Source organism: Cupriavidus sp. DF5525, assembly GCF_040149425.2.
In the GTDB taxonomy this organism is placed as follows: domain Bacteria; phylum Pseudomonadota; class Gammaproteobacteria; order Burkholderiales; family Burkholderiaceae; genus Cupriavidus; species Cupriavidus pickettii_A.
The window spans coordinates 1989056-2003056 of the sequence record NZ_CP168266.1; the positions used below are offsets into that span (position 1 = coordinate 1989056).

Annotated in this window: 9 protein-coding genes and 1 pseudogene; 3 read left to right on the forward strand and 7 right to left on the reverse strand. The window is 68.4% G+C overall.

Annotated features, from left to right (window positions below; all coding sequences use genetic code 11):
• Positions 1-6: 6 nt before the first annotated feature.
• The 3 genes from copC to ABNX08_RS30325 are packed head-to-tail and all read right to left on the reverse strand — an operon-like array spanning position 7 to position 3357.
• Positions 7-393 carry a copper homeostasis periplasmic binding protein CopC gene (gene copC / locus ABNX08_RS30315; protein ID WP_022539480.1) on the reverse strand — a complete coding sequence of 129 codons (387 nt, stop codon included), beginning with the start codon at positions 391-393 and terminating at the stop codon, positions 7-9.
• 37 nt (positions 394-430) lie between these two features.
• Complete coding sequence (locus tag ABNX08_RS30320) at positions 431-1471, reverse strand: copper resistance protein B (protein ID WP_022539481.1); 1041 nt, start codon at positions 1469-1471, stop codon at positions 431-433.
• Positions 1471-3357: a copper resistance system multicopper oxidase gene (locus tag ABNX08_RS30325; protein ID WP_022539482.1), complete on the reverse strand. Its 1887-nt coding sequence runs from the start codon at positions 3355-3357 to the stop codon at positions 1471-1473. Before ABNX08_RS30325 ends, ABNX08_RS30320 begins: the two co-directional genes overlap by 1 nt.
• Before the next feature lie 181 nt (positions 3358-3538).
• On the opposite strand from ABNX08_RS30325, the gene ABNX08_RS30330 reads away from it, so the two are divergent.
• From ABNX08_RS30330 to ABNX08_RS30340, 3 genes are all read left to right on the forward strand, one after another.
• Positions 3539-4234: a heavy metal response regulator transcription factor gene (locus ABNX08_RS30330; protein WP_022539483.1), complete on the forward strand. Its 696-nt coding sequence runs from the start codon at positions 3539-3541 to the stop codon at positions 4232-4234.
• Positions 4231-5622, forward strand: coding sequence for a heavy metal sensor histidine kinase (locus ABNX08_RS30335; RefSeq protein ID WP_022539484.1), 1392 nt, complete (start codon positions 4231-4233; stop codon positions 5620-5622). Before ABNX08_RS30330 ends, ABNX08_RS30335 begins: the two co-directional genes overlap by 4 nt.
• Positions 5623-5791: 169 nt before the next feature.
• Positions 5792-7528 (forward strand): IS1634 family transposase, encoded by a 1737-nt coding sequence (locus ABNX08_RS30340; RefSeq protein WP_022534593.1) that lies wholly within the window; start codon positions 5792-5794, stop codon positions 7526-7528.
• A 117-nt stretch (positions 7529-7645) separates the two neighbouring features.
• Here ABNX08_RS30340 and ABNX08_RS30345 read toward each other — a convergent pair.
• The 4 genes and pseudogenes from ABNX08_RS30345 to ABNX08_RS30360 form a co-directional block, all read right to left on the reverse strand.
• Positions 7646-8168, reverse strand: a pseudogene (locus ABNX08_RS30345) (transposase); the annotation flags it as partial.
• 761 nt (positions 8169-8929) lie between these two features.
• Entirely contained in the window at positions 8930-11395 is a 2466-nt protein-coding gene (locus ABNX08_RS30350; RefSeq protein WP_051369985.1) for a CHASE2 domain-containing protein, read from the reverse strand.
• A complete protein-coding gene (locus ABNX08_RS30355) occupies positions 11319-13007 on the reverse strand; it encodes a FecR domain-containing protein (protein ID WP_041681842.1) in 1689 nt (562 codons plus the stop codon). The genes ABNX08_RS30350 and ABNX08_RS30355 overlap by 77 nt, the downstream gene beginning before the upstream one ends.
• The gene (locus ABNX08_RS30360) at positions 13000-13728 is read right to left on the reverse strand and encodes a response regulator transcription factor (protein ID WP_022539489.1); all 729 of its coding nucleotides are present in this window, start codon (positions 13726-13728) and stop codon (positions 13000-13002) included. The genes ABNX08_RS30355 and ABNX08_RS30360 overlap by 8 nt, the downstream gene beginning before the upstream one ends.
• Positions 13729-14001: the final 273 nt, after the last annotated feature.

A 14001-nucleotide genomic window follows, 5' to 3' on the forward strand; every position in this document is an offset into this window, starting at 1 on the left:
CGGCGCTCACTTGACGGTGAAAGCGATATTCCCGGTAACGGGATGGGTATCCGACGACACGGCGCGCCAGTCCACGCGATAGCTGCCGGGCGACAGCGCACGCGCGGGCGTGATCACCATCGCCTTCGGGTCGTCGCTGCCGGAGACCTTCGCGGCGACCTTCATTGGCGCATGGTCGGCCATGCCCGGCATGCCGGTCATCACCAGGTTGGCGCCGGAGAACTGCGTGAGGAGGTTCTCCGAGAACAGCAGTTCGATCTTCTGCGGGGCGGCCACCTCGGCTTTGTCCGCCGGTGTGGATGACACCAGCTTGGGATGGGCCATGGCGATGCTGCTGGCCAGCGCGACTGTCGCGGCGACCATCGATCGAATCAGGGGGTGCTTGGCTTGCATGGTCTACTCCGGAAATTTTGTTGGTGAGCGTGTCTTGTCAGAACCAGATCCGGACGCCCGCCACGAAGCGGGTCTCGCCTGCCCGGCCGCCGGATATGCGGATCATGTCGGCCGTGTTGCCGAAGGCCTGGTAGCGCTCGAGGCCGATATACGGCGCGAACTGGCGACTGAACTCATAGCGCAGGCGCAGGCCCACCGTACCGCTGGACAAACCGCTGCCGATGCCGACCGCCGGGTCGTTCTTGCCATAGAGGTTGGCCTCGATGCGCGGCTGCAGGATCAGGCGCTGCGTCAGCAGCAGCTCATACTCCGCGGAAAGCCGCATCGCCGTGCGGCCGCTGGTGCCGACATAGGCGGTGGCATCGACCTCGAACCAGTACGGCGCCAGTCCCTGCACGCCGAACGCCAGCCAGTTGCGCGCCGGGCGCCCGCTGCCGGCGTCGTTGCGGATGCCCAGCTGGGTATCCCAGTAGCTGGCGATGGCGTGTCCCCAAAGCAGTTCGGTGCGGGCCTCGTGCAGCTTGCCCTTCGATGCCTCGCCCTCGGCCTTGAGCACCAGCTTGTTGTACGAGGTGCCGAACCACGCCTGCGCCTCGTAGGCGGCGGCGTTGCTGCCGCTGGCGTGGGCCCATTCGAGCCGGTCGACCAGCACCGACGCGAACAAGTGCTCGTCAGCCATCACCAGTTGGCGCTTGTCGCCGTGCGCGTACTTGCCGACGCCCAACTGGTAGCCGCCGGAATAGGCATGCGGATCGCGGGCGTCGGGCGGCGCGCTGCCGCCCTGCATCTTCATGTCGCCGTGGTCCATGGCCGGTGCGGACACGCCGCTGCCCTGCTCCATGGTGTCCATGCCTTTCATGTCCGTCATCGGTGCGCTGGCTGCCTCCATGCCTTCCATCTGGCTGTGGTCCATTTCCGTCATCGGGGCCGCAGCGCTGGTGGCGGGCGCGTTGTGGTGATGAGCGTGGCCGGCGTGCGGGTCCTGCGCCGAGGCGGCGCCCGTGGCGGCCAGGGCCAGCACCGCGGCAAGGATCCTGGTGGTTTGCAGCAAGGGGATTGCGGATCGGAATGCAGACATCAGGCCACCACCACTTCGCGGAACATGCCCGCATCCATATGCAGCATCAGGTGGCAATGCCAGGCCCAGCGTCCCAATGCATCGGCGGTGACCAGGAAGCTGATGCGCTGCGCCGGCTGCACGGGGATGGTGTGGCGGCGCGCCAGGAAGCTGCCGTCGGGCGCTTCCAGTTCGCTCCACATGCCGTGCAGATGCATGGGGTGCGTCATCATGGTGTCGTTGTGCAGGATCACGCGCAGCCGTTCGCCGTATTTGAAATACACCGGCGTCGACTTGCCGAACTCCACGCCGTCGAGCGACCAGGAGTAGCGTTCCATATTGCCGGTCAGGTGCAGTTCGACCTCGCGCCCGGGGCCGCGCGGGTCCATCGCGCCGCCGATGGTGTGCTGGTCGGCCAGCGTCAGCACCCGCCTGCCGTTGTTGCGCAGGCCGATGCCGGGGTCATCCAGGTTGGTGCGGGCCATATCGACGCGCATGTCGGTGCTGGCGCCGTATTCGGTGCGGGCATGGCGGGCGGTCTTGCTGGGGACTTTGAGCGGATTGCCGGCCATGCTCGCCATGGCGTGCTCGCTGTGGTCCATTGCCTTGCCGCCGGCGCCGTGCTGGCTGTGGTCCATCGCCATCGCGCCATGATCCATGCCCTGCATTGCGCCGTGGTTCATGCCGTGCATCGCCATACCGCCGTGATCCATGCCCCCCATGCCACCCATGCCACCCATCTCGCCCATCATGTCGGTCATGGTCAGCCATTCCGCCTTGTCCAACGCGGGCACCGGCGCGCTCAGCCCTTGCGTCACGGCCAGCGTGCCGCGCGCATAGCCGGTGCGGTCCATCGCCTGCGAGAAGATGGTGTAGGCATCGCCGCGTGGCTCGACGATGGCGTCGCAGGTCTCGCCTGGGCCGAAGCGGAATTCATCCACCGTGACCGGTTCGATGCCCTGCCCGTCGACCTCCACCACCCGCAGCTTCAGCCCGGGGATGCGCACGTCGTAGAAGGTATTGCCCGAGCCGTTGATAAAGCGCAGCCGCACCTTTTCGCCGGGGCGGAACAGCCCGGTCCAGTTGCCGGCCGGCGTGACGCCGTTGGTCAGGTAGGTCAGCGTGGCGCCGGACAGGTCCGCCAGGTCGGTCGGGCTCATCCGCATCTGGTTCCACATCCGGCGCTTGTCCAGCGCCTGCTTCAGCCCATCGCGCGAAGCATCGCGGAAGAAATCGACCACGGTCGGCTGGTTGTAGTTGTAGTAGTCGCCCTGCACCTTGAGCTTGGTCAGCACCCGCATCGGGTCTTCATCGGTCCAGTCGGACAGCAGCATGGTGTAGTCGCGGTCGGCCTGCATGCCAGGCTGGCCCGCGGGCGGATCGATGACGATGCCGCCGTACACGCCGGTCATCTCCTGGAAGCCCGAGTGCGAGTGATACCAGTAGCTGCCGCGCTGCGCGACCTTGAAGCGGTAGGTGAAGGTTTCGCCGGGAGGAATGCCGGCAAAGCTGATGCCCGGCACGCCGTCCATCCCGAACGGCAGGATGATGCCGTGCCAGTGGATCGAAGTGGCCTCGCGCAGGCGGTTGGTGACGCGGATGGTGACGGTGTCGCCTTCACGCCAGCGCAGCGTGGGGCCGGGCAGCATGCCGTTGATGGTAGTGGCGACCCGCGCCTGGCCGGTGAAGTTGACCAGCGACTCGCCCACCACCAGGTCGAATTCCGTGCCGCGCAGCACGGGCGCCGTACCCGCGGCCGCGTGCGCCGGCCGCCCCGCCGGTTGCGCCCAGGCGCCGCCGCCAAGGCCGGCCAGGCCGGCAACCACGCCACCGGCTACCAGCCCCTGTACGAAGCGGCGGCGGGGAAGATCGGGCAGGAGAATGCCGGTGGCTGGGTGGCGTTGCATGAATCGCGTCCGTTGTCTGAGGCACTCCAAGCGTAGCCGGGGCCACCCTACCCGCGCCTGACCTGGACATGACAATCCGGTAATCTTGGCGTCATGTTCACGCTCGCGCCGCTGGCGTAGAGTTGCCGGACCCCGCCAGCGCGGCGGGCCGGGTCGGATCGGATCGGAAGGAAGGGAGCTGATGAAACTGCTTGTGGTGGAGGACGAGTCCAAGACCGGCGAATACCTGCGCCAGGGCCTGACCGAGGCCGGCTTTGTCGTCGACCTGGTGGCAAACGGGCTGGACGGCCAGCATCTGGCGATGACCGAGCCTTATGACCTGGTGATCCTCGACGTGATGCTGCCAGACGTCGACGGCTGGCGCATCGTGCAGGCGTTGCGCGCGGCGCAGAACGCCGTGCCGGTGCTGTTCCTGACCGCGCGCGACAGCGTGGCCGACCGCGTCAAGGGCCTGGAGTTGGGCGCAGACGACTACCTGGTCAAGCCGTTCGCGTTCTCCGAGCTGCTGGCGCGCGTGCGCACGCTGCTGCGCCGGGGCACGGCGCAGGTGGCGGTGGACCGCATCCAGGTCGCCGACCTGGTGCTGGATCTCGCCCGCCGCCGCGCCACGCGCGCGGGCCGGCGCATCACGCTGACCAACAAGGAGTTCGCGCTGCTCGAACTGCTGGCGCGCCGCCGCGGCGAAGTGCTGCCGCGCTCGCTGATTGCCTCGCAGGTGTGGGATATGAATTTCGACAGCGACAGCAATGTGATCGACGTCGCGATCCGGCGCCTGCGCGCCAAGATCGACGACGACTTCGAGCCCAAGTTGATCCAGACCGTGCGTGGCATGGGGTATGTGCTGGAGGAACCGGAGCCGGCGGAGGATGGCGAATGAAAGCCCGCCTGTCGCTGACGGCGCGGCTGACCATCCTATTCTCGCTGTCGTCGGCGGCGGTGCTGCTGGGGCTGGGTGCGCTGATCTGGCTGGCGATGGACCGGCATTTTGCCGACGAGGACTACGCCGTGCTGGGCGACAACGTCCGGCTGATCCAGATGATCGCGGCCGAAGGCCCGGCGAGCGCCGTGCCGCAGCGCCTGGCGCAGACGCTGGAGCACCATCCGGGTTTCGTCGCCGAGGTGCGCACCGCCGACGGCAACAGCGTGTATGCCACGCAGGCGTTCGACTTCGGCATCGCGCAGGCCATCGCCGCGAAGCTGCCGGCGGACCGCGATACCTTCGTCTGGGGGCAGCAGGGACAGACTTACCGCGGCATGCGCGCGGTGGCCCCGATGCCGGGCGCGCAGCCGGGACCGCTGCGGATCGTGGTCGGCATGGACACCGCGCTGCACGCCCATTTCATGCAGGCGTTCCGGCAATCGCTGGCCTTCTACACGGCGCTGGCCGCGCTGGCCAGCGGCCTGCTCGGCTGGTGGGCGGCCCGGCGCGGGCTGGCGCCGCTGCGCACCATGGCCTCGCGCGCGCGCACGGTCACCGCGTACAAGCTCGATGAGCGCATGCCGGTCGAGGCCGTGCCGGTGGAAATGGCGGACCTGGCCGCGACGCTCAATGCCATGCTCGAACGACTGCAAAGCGATTTCAACCGGCTTTCGGCGTTCTCGTCGGACCTGGCGCATGAGCTGCGTACGCCGCTGACCAACCTGATGACGCAGACCCACGTGGTGCTGTCGCAGCCGCGCGATGCGGCCAGGTACCGCGATGTGCTGACCTCGAATGCCGAGGAACTGCAACGGCTGGCGCGCATGGTGTCGGACATGCTCTATCTGGCCAAGATGGAGCACGGCATTACGTTGCCAAACGCGGAGCGCATCGAGGTCGCGGAGGAAGTCGCCGCGTTGCTCGAGTTCTACGATGCGCTGGCGGAGGATAAGGGCGTGCGACTGCAGCAGCGCGGCAGCGGCAGCATCAGCGGCGACCGGCTGATGCTGCGGCGCGCGCTCAGCAATCTGCTTTCCAATGCACTGCGGCATACGCCTGCGGGCAAGGGGATCGTGGTGGAGATCGCGCCGCGCGCCGATGCGGTGATGGTGGTTGTCGAGAATGAAGGCGAGACCATTCGGCCTGAGCTGCTGCCGTCGCTGTTTGATCGCTTCTTCCGTGCGGACAAAGCGCGGGCGCGGCCGGATTCGGAGGGGGCGGGGTTGGGGCTGGCGATTACGCAGGCGATCATGGCCGCGCATGGTGGCAGTGTGGCGGTGGAGTCGGTGGAGGGGAGGACGCGGTTTGTGCTGATGTTTCGGGTGCAGGGGGATGGGATAGGCTGACAGTGCCACGGGGGCATTAGCCCGAAGTTCCATGGTGACGCCGCCGCTGCGGCGTCGCGAAGCCCTTTTCCTGATTGAGGAATCGGCTCATCGGGGGGCGTTCGATGCCCTCATTTTGTAGTCACTAAAAGTTCTTGACATTGGCGGGTTTTCTCCTATTCTGCTGGCTATGCCAGCACGAAACGGAACCGCTCACGTCGTTACGACGACCCGCAAGTACAAGGACCAGATCTATCGCACCCACCTGTTGCGGCGCAGTTACCGCGAGGACGGCGTGGTCAAGAACGAGACGCTGGGCAACCTGTCCCACTTGCCCGAGGCACTGATCGAGATCATCCGCCGCTCACTCAAGGGCGAGACCTTCGTGCCGCTGGGCGAGGCGTTCGAGGTGACACGCTCGCGCGCTCACGGCCACGTGCAGGCGGTGGCCACGGCCATGCAGCGTCTGGGCTTTGCCTCGCTGATCGCCTCCAAGCCTTCGCGCGAGCGCGACCTGGTGCTGGCGATGGTGGCCGCGCGCATCGCGGCGCCGCACACGAAGCTGGCCACCACGCGCTGGTGGCACACCAGCACCCTGGCGGAGGACTTCGGCGTGACCGAGGCCAACGAGAACGACCTGTACGCGGCAATGGACTGGCTGCTCGCGCGCCAGGGCACAATCCAGAAGAAGCTCGCCGCGCGCCACTTGAGCGCCGGTGGCCTGGTGCTGTATGACCTGAGCTCCAGCTACTTCGAGGGCAGCACCTGCCCGCTGGCCAAGCTTGGCTACAGCCGCGATGGCAAGAAGGGGCTGCTACAGGTCAACTACGGCTTGCTCACCGATGCGCGCGGCTGCCCAGTGGCGGTGTCGGTGCATGAGGGCAACGTGGCCGACAGCCAGACCTTCATGCCCGAGGTGCGGCGCCTGCAAGAGGAATTTGGTCTCTCCCGATTGGTCATGGTGGGCGATCGCGGCATGATCTCCAGCAAGGCCATCGACCAGATGCGTGAAGGCGGTGACCTGGGCTGGATCACCGCGCTCAAGAGCGCCTCGATCCGCCCGCTGCTCGAGCAAGGGCAACTGCAGCTTGGCCTGTTCGACGAGCGCAATCTGCTGGAGCTGAGTTCACCGGACTATCCGGGCGAGCGGCTGGTGGCGTGCCGCAATCCGGAACTGGCCAGGCTACGTGCCCACAAGCGAGAAGAGTTGCTGGCGGCCACCGAGGCGTGCCTGCAGCCGATCGTTGCCCGCGTGCAGGCGGGCAAGCTTGCCGGGCGCGATCAGATCGGCCTGCGCGTGGGCAAGGTGATCGACAAGTACAAGGTGGCCAAGCACTTTGCGCTGAGTATCGACGACGCGGCCTTCACGTTCAGCCGCAACAGCGAGGGCATCGCCCGCGAGGCGGCGCTCGACGGCCTCTACATCATCCGCACTTCGGTGAGTGCGGCGCAGATGGACTCGGCCGAGTGCGTGCGCAACTACAAGGCGCTGGCCAACGTGGAGCGCGCGTTCCGTTCGCTAAAAACGGTGGACCTGAAGGTGCGGCCAATCCATCACCGCACGGCCGATCGGGTGCGTGCGCATATCCTGCTGTGCATGCTGGCCTACTACGTCGAATGGCACATGCGTGAGGCTTGGCGCGAACTGATGTTCGCCGACCCGGATCAGGCCGCCAAGGCCACGCGTGATCCGGTGGCGCCTGCCGTGCGCTCTGCGGCAGCGCTGGCCAAGGCGGCGCGCCACACACTTGACGACGGCACGCCCGTGCACAGCTTCTCGAGCTTGATGGCCGAACTCGCCACGATCGTGCGTAACACCTGCCGCACACCCAGCGCTGGCGCTGAAGTGCCGACGTTCGAACTCGTCACCACGGCAAACGCGAAACAGAAGCAGGCTCTGGAATTGCTTCAGCAAATCCGCGTGTAGACAGAAACTGGAACCCGGGAATCACGACAAGTGCCTGTCGCAAAAGGGGAAACTCGCCCAGGCGGCTGGTGAACTTCGGATTAGAGGCGCGGCGGCACGCTTGCTACGGCTGGCATCTGGTCGATGCTCGACGGCTCTCGCCTCGGCCATGACTTCGTCGGTGACCGAGCTGATGAAGTCCGGGGAGACTTCGGTTCCGTAGCTCTCAGCCAGAAACGCCTGAATCTCGCGCACGCTCATGCCGCGCGCGTACATGGCAATAATGCGCTCATCGAAGCCGGTAAAGCGCCGCTCATGCTTCGGGATCAGAATCGGATCGAAGCTGCCATCGCGGTCGCGTGGCAATTCGACCCGCACCGGGCCGCGGTCGGTGATCAACGGTCTTGCCGCTGACACCGTTACGCTCATTGGACTGCTCGGCCGGCTTGGGCTCGCCTGGCTTATAGCCCAAATGCATGCTCATTTCGGCGCTCATCGCCCGTTCGATGATGGCCTTGTTGAACGCCAGCATCAGATCCTGGACCTCGCCGGGCGTCATCGGCCCTTTAACCAACTCGTCAAGTAAGCCGTCAGGCAAAGCCGGCAGCGGGCCGCGGGCCGCTGCCTGAGATGCCACCGTACGTTTCTTCTTCATCGGCATATCCATGGTCGTTACCTCTCATGATATGCCTCGCACACAAAATTCCGGATAGGTCCCATCAGATTCCCGCCCGCATGAATCGGTACGGTTCACCGATGTAGGTGACAAAACAGTTCAAGCTCAAAGGTAACAGGTTTCTAATGTGACTACGCAAGCCTCAGCGTGTTACCCATGTGATTGAACTCGTTTGTCACCCCATGAGGTTGCCACAGACAGACGCATCGCAACCATCAGGACCCGGACGCCGCGCGCAGCGCAGCCGAAGGCGTTGATGCGATACGGTGCTTAGCAGACGGCCTACACCCTGCATGGGGATCGTTCAAAAGTCGGTGTACGTAGGCACCGTCACTGACTCACCTGGCGTAGCAGGCTCGAACCGCGACCACGCCAAAACGGAAATCACCACCGCCCGCACCACCCACGCCGCCTCCTTGATAAAGGCCAGCCGCAGGCGACGCGCTTTTTGGTTACTTTTTGTCGCTCGGACAAAAAGTAACCCCCCCAGGAGGGCGGAACAGAGCGGTTCAAGCAACGACAACATGTCACCAGCAGCGCGAGCCGTCGAGCATCAAACCAGATGAAACCCGCAGGCAAAGCGCCCACTCCAGCAAGGAGCCAAAAAACCACCCACGCCAGGTACTTCCATTGGGGGAACTGGCGTGGGCGTGAAGACCACCGGATGCGGCTCCAGCGGCCATTCGTTCCTACGCAAATCCGCCACGGGCGAATGGCAACAATTGTGTCGACGGACGTAACAGCGGTCAGCCCGCCGGCAGCACGATCCGGAACACGGCCCCCGCATCCACCACGCTGTGCACCTCAACCTTGCCCCCATGCCGCTCGGCCACAGCGCGCACCAGCACCAGCCCCAGGCCAGCGCCATCGGGCGCCCCCTGCTGACCTTCGTGCAGCCGCGCAAAGGGCTCGAACAACCGCGCCTGGTCGGCCAGCGCGATGCCGGGGCCATGGTCCTGCACGGCGATAGCGAAATGCCCCGGCTCACGCGCCAGCGATACCGTCACGGGCCGACCTCGCGGGCTGAACTTGATGGCGTTGCTGACCAGGTTGGCGATAGCGCGCACCAGCAGCGCCGGCTCGCCCTGCACCACCGCTGGCTCGTCCGGCAGATCGATCTGCAACGACACGTCGCGCGCGTTGGCCAGCGCCCACAGCTGGTCGGTGGCATCGAGCACCACGCTACCCAGCTCCACCTCCATGAACGCCAGCGACTTCGACTCTGCGCGCGCCACGCTGATGAAATCGTCGGCCAGCGTCATGGTGCGGCGCGCGTGCGCGGCAATGCGGGACAGCACGGTGCCGTCAGCGGCCGTGGCAGCGCCATCGTTACGGTTGCGCCGCTCGTGCAACTCGATCAGCGCCAGGATCGACGCCTGCGGCGAGCGCATGTCGTGCGACAGGAAGCGCAGCATCTGATCGCGCTGGCGCTCGGCGACCCGGATCGCCGTGATGTCGGTGACGCTGACGATCAGGCCGGCCACGGCGCCCGAATCGCCGTGCAGCGGCGCGCCATGGAGCAGGTAACGGCGGTCACCGCGGCCGGCGACTTCGATGCCGCCTTCAGGGACCTGCGCGGGGGCCGTGCTGGCGCGCGCGTGGCGCTCGTGCAGCGCCTGCCAGTACGCCAGCGCCGGCGCCGGTGCGGGGAACAGCGCCTCGATCACAGCGCGGATGGCGGGGCGCGGCGGGCCGGCATCGCCTGCGGCGGGCGCGGGTTCGCCGCCCAGCACCGTGGGCGCCAGCGCCACACAGCGGCGGTTGGCCAGCATCACGCCGCCGTCCAGGTCGCAGATCGCGGTGGCATCGGGCAGGCTTTCCAGGCCGTCGGAGAGGAAGCGGCGCACGCCGCGCAGCCGCGCGCTCATGCCGTAGACCGCGCGCATGCGGCTGTCGAGTGTGGCGCCGGTGTGGCGCGGCGCCGGCATCAGGCCGGGTTCGCGCTCCAGCCGCGCCAGTTCGTCGGACAGGAAGCGCAGCGCGGCTTCCTGCCGGCGCCAGCTCCACAGCGGGTAGAACAGCAGGCAGCCCAGCACCGCCGCCGCCGGCGCGAACCACAGCCGCGCCAGCGCCAGCAGCACCAGCGAGCCGCCCAGCAGGCCCGCCAGCAGCAGCCCGGTGGCCACCAGCGCGCCGCGCGGGGGCAGCCGCAATGCAGTCAGCGCCGCCAGCAGCACCGCCAGCAAGGTGCCGGCGAGCTGCCAGCCGCGCGGCACGGCCACGATGGCGTTGCCATCGGTCAGCGCCTGCAGCGTGTTGGCCAGGATCTCGACGCCGCTCATGCCGCGCCCGTCGCGCGACACCGGCGTGGGCAGCACGTCGCCCATGCCGGTGGCCATGGCGCCGATCAGCACGGCCTTGCCGGCAAAGCGTGCCGGATCGGCGCGGCCTTCCAGCACGTCGCGCGCCGACACGCGCGCAAAGGTGCCGGGCGGCCCCGCATAGGGGATGCGCAAGCGGCCGCGGCGTTCCCAGCCGTTGCCTTCGGTGGTCTGCGCGCGCTCCTGGCGGTAGCTGTCGAGCGGACGCGGCGTGCGCCCGGACTCCGCCATCACCGCCGCCAGGTGCGGCACGCCGGCGGCCTGCACCGGGTGCGGCCCTTCGCGCAGGTAGACCTGGCGCGCCACGCCGTCGGTATCGACCACCATGTTGATATGGCCCACCGCCGCGCCCAGGCCGGCCAGCGGGTAGCGCACCAGCATGCCGGCGCCGGCATGCTCGGCCACCACCGGCAGCACCACGTTGCCGGCCTGCGCCAGGCTGCGCGCCAGCACCGCGTCGTCCTGCGGGTAGCGGGTGTCGCGCTCGGACAGGATCACGTCCACGCCGATCACGCGCGGGGCGCCGGCGGCAATGCGCTCGACCAAGTGCGCCAGCACTGCACGGCGCCACGGCCAGCGGCCGATGGCGGTGATGCTGGCGTCGTCGATGGCGACGATGACGATATCGTCGCGGGCGGGATGGTGCTGTGCGCCGATGGCGATGTCGTAGGCGGCCAGGTCGGCGCGCTCGGTCCAGCCCTCGCGCGCGGCCAGCGCCACCAGTGCCAGCACGGCGGCGGCCAGCAGGCACCATTCGATCAGCGTGCGGCGCGCGAAGGCGCGGCCGGGCGCGGGCGCACCCGTGCCCGCGGCGTCAGCGGAGCCAGATGCGGCCACCGCCGTCGGCCCGGTCGCCCGGGCCCATGCCACCGATCGCGCCGCCCTGGCCATCGCGCAGGTAGGCGAAGATCTCGATGCGCTGCGGCGCGGAGAATGCCGCGGGGTCCGGGGCCGTGCCCGGTGCCGCGCGCGCGATCCGCACGTAGTAGACGCCCGCCGCCGGGCGTGGCAGGTCGATAGCGTTGGCGGCGGCGTGCTCGTCCGCCAGCAGCGTGGCGAAGCCTGCGTCCGCTGACAGCTGCACGCGGTAGCCGGCGCTGCTATCCCCGCGCCAGCCGATATGCAGGGTGCTGCCATTGTCCTGCAGGGTCGGCACCGGCGGCGCCGGCTCGACGGTGAAGGCGACGGGCGCCGACCACGGACCCGGGCGGCCAGCACCGTCCACGCTGCGCACGCGCCACCACCAGCGGCCCGGCGCCAGTGGCCGCACGGCGGCGGATTGTGCGGCCTGGTACAGCGCGGCCTGCTGCGTGAAGCCGGCATCGGCGGCAAGCGCCAGCTCGTAGCGCGCCACGCCAGGCACCTCGGCCCATTCGAAGGCCACGGCCTCGGCATACCGCACCGCATCGGCGGCGGGCTGCAGCGTGAACGGGGCCGGCGGATTCAGGCGCACGGACACCGGCGCCTGCGCGCCGTGACCGGTCAGCTGATGCGCATCCACGGCGCTGACGCTGAGGTAGAGGGTGCCTTCGGGCAGGCCGTCGACGCGGGCGGTGGTAGCGGTGGTGATGCCGGTCCAGACCAGCTCGCTCAGCGCGGCATCACGCGCCACCGCCACGCGGTAGGCCGCGGCGCCCGCCACCGGTTGCCAGGTTGCGTCGAAGCCTGGGCCGAGCACGGTATCGGCCGGCGGTTGCAAGGCCGGCGCCGGCAGCAGCACCACCGGATGCGACAGCCGGCCATTGGCCGACACGCCGATGCCGTAGCCTGCGCCGACCGAAGCGGCTGCCGTCATGGCGCGGTCCGCCGCCGCGTGGGCGCCGCGCGCCGCGCTGACGCCGACACGGCCTTCCAGCACCTCGCTGCGGCTGCCTTCGGCGTCGGCCGAGACGCGGTAGCGGGTGCCGCGCACGCCGGTCACCATCATCGGCGTATGCAGCTCGAAGCGGCCGACACCGCCGCCTTCGGGCGCCACGCGCGTATCGGCGGCACCCTTCTCGATGCGGATCACGGTATCGGTCAGCCCGCTGCGCGCGAATGTGCGCAGGCGCCGCACCGCCACCGCAGTGGCCGGCGGCAGCGTGACGCGGGTGCGGTCCGGCAGCTCGAGCGTGACCGAGCCGCCCGCGGGCGTCTCAATGCGCGCCGCCTCGTCCAGCGTCATGCCCACCTGCACCGGCCGGCCGTTGGCCCGGACCTCGCCCTGCACATAGACCACGCGTGCCGAGGCCGCCTGTTCCGGAATCTGGCTCAGCGGGATGCGCAGCCGCGAGCCCGGCACCAGCCGGTATGGGTCGGCCACGCCGTTCAGGCGCTGCAGTGTGCGCCAGCCGTCGGCAGAGGCCATATAGCGCTCGGCCAGCGCGATCAGCGTATCGCCCGGCTCGACCAGGTAGAGGAAATCGGCGCCTTCCGCGCCCGCCGGTCCGGCCTGGACCTGCTGGACCGAAATCCCCGCGCCGAACAGCCAGGCCAGCGCGGCCGCCTTCATCCACCTACGCATCCGCCCCGGCCTCGTTTGCCTCCGCGTCGGCCGCGGAGATTTCTTCAAACCGGTAGCCGTGCGAATACACGGATGTCAGCCGCACGCCATTCTCGGCGCGCAGCGCCAGCTTCAGGCGCAGCCGCGAGATATGCGTGTCGAGCGTGCGCGAGCCCGCGCCCATGGCGCGGCCCCAGACGGCCTGCTCCACCACCTCGCGCGCCAGCAGGCGGCCGGTATTGCGGAACAGGAACAGCGCCAGCTCGTACTCGCGCGGCGACAGCAGGGCCGCCTGGCCGCCGATGGCGATGGTGCGCGTGCGCGGATCGACGGTGTAGTTGCCGCGCCGGATCAGCTCGACTTCCTGCGCGGCCTCGGGATAGGCGCGGCGCAGCAGCGAGCGCACGCGGGCGATCAGTTCGCCGGCGCGGATAGGCTTGAGCATGTAGTCGTCGGCGCCGACGGTGAGGCCCGCGACGATGTCGGCCTCGTCGGTGCGGCTGGTGACGAACAGGATCGGCGGCATGTTGCCGGACTTCTGCCGCACCCAGCTGACCAGTTCGTAGCCGCTGGTCCCGGGCAGTTGCCAGTCGACCATCAGCAGGTCGTAGGCGCGCTCGCGCAGCGCGCGCAGCAGGTCCGCGCCGTTGGCGAAGGACTCGCACTCGAAGCCGGCCTCGCCCAATATCTGCCGGATCAGTTCGGCCTGATCCGGATCATCCTCCACGGAGGCAATACGCATACCTCTACATCCTTCTGCCAGCTTCCGACTGCAACTGCGGTCTCTGCCACGGCATGTCGACGGCTCGGCCGGCAAGTCCATTCCCTGAATTCACCCCCGCAAGGGCGGCGCGGCCGTCGATCTGATCCGGCGGGCCAGGCCGAAGCCCGCCGGCTGCCGCAATGTTACCTAATCGCGGCCCCACCCGTCGAGACTCCCGATGAGGGGGTATCGGTGCGAACTGCGCCGATCCTCCCGCGAACGTCCCGCGATCTCCCATTCCCTGCGGCGATC

Bases quoted from the DNA above. Each gene is read 5' to 3' on its own strand.
- copC (WP_022539480.1), bottom strand. From the start codon at position 393: ATGCAAGCCAAGCACCCCCTGATTCGATCGATGGTCGCCGCGACAGTC.
- ABNX08_RS30320 (WP_022539481.1), bottom strand. From the start codon at position 1,471: ATGTCTGCATTCCGATCCGCAATCCCCTTGCTGCAAACCACCAGGATC.
- ABNX08_RS30325 (WP_022539482.1), bottom strand. From the start codon at position 3,357: ATGCAACGCCACCCAGCCACCGGCATTCTCCTGCCCGATCTTCCCCGC.
- ABNX08_RS30330 (WP_022539483.1), top strand. From the start codon at position 3,539: ATGAAACTGCTTGTGGTGGAGGACGAGTCCAAGACCGGCGAATACCTG.
- ABNX08_RS30335 (WP_022539484.1), top strand. From the start codon at position 4,231: ATGAAAGCCCGCCTGTCGCTGACGGCGCGGCTGACCATCCTATTCTCG.
- ABNX08_RS30340 (WP_022534593.1), top strand. From the start codon at position 5,792: ATGCCAGCACGAAACGGAACCGCTCACGTCGTTACGACGACCCGCAAG.
- ABNX08_RS30350 (WP_051369985.1), bottom strand. From the start codon at position 11,395: ATGGCCAGGGCGGCGCGATCGGTGGCATGGGCCCGGGCGACCGGGCCG.
- ABNX08_RS30355 (WP_041681842.1), bottom strand. From the start codon at position 13,007: ATGCGTAGGTGGATGAAGGCGGCCGCGCTGGCCTGGCTGTTCGGCGCG.
- ABNX08_RS30360 (WP_022539489.1), bottom strand. From the start codon at position 13,728: ATGCGTATTGCCTCCGTGGAGGATGATCCGGATCAGGCCGAACTGATC.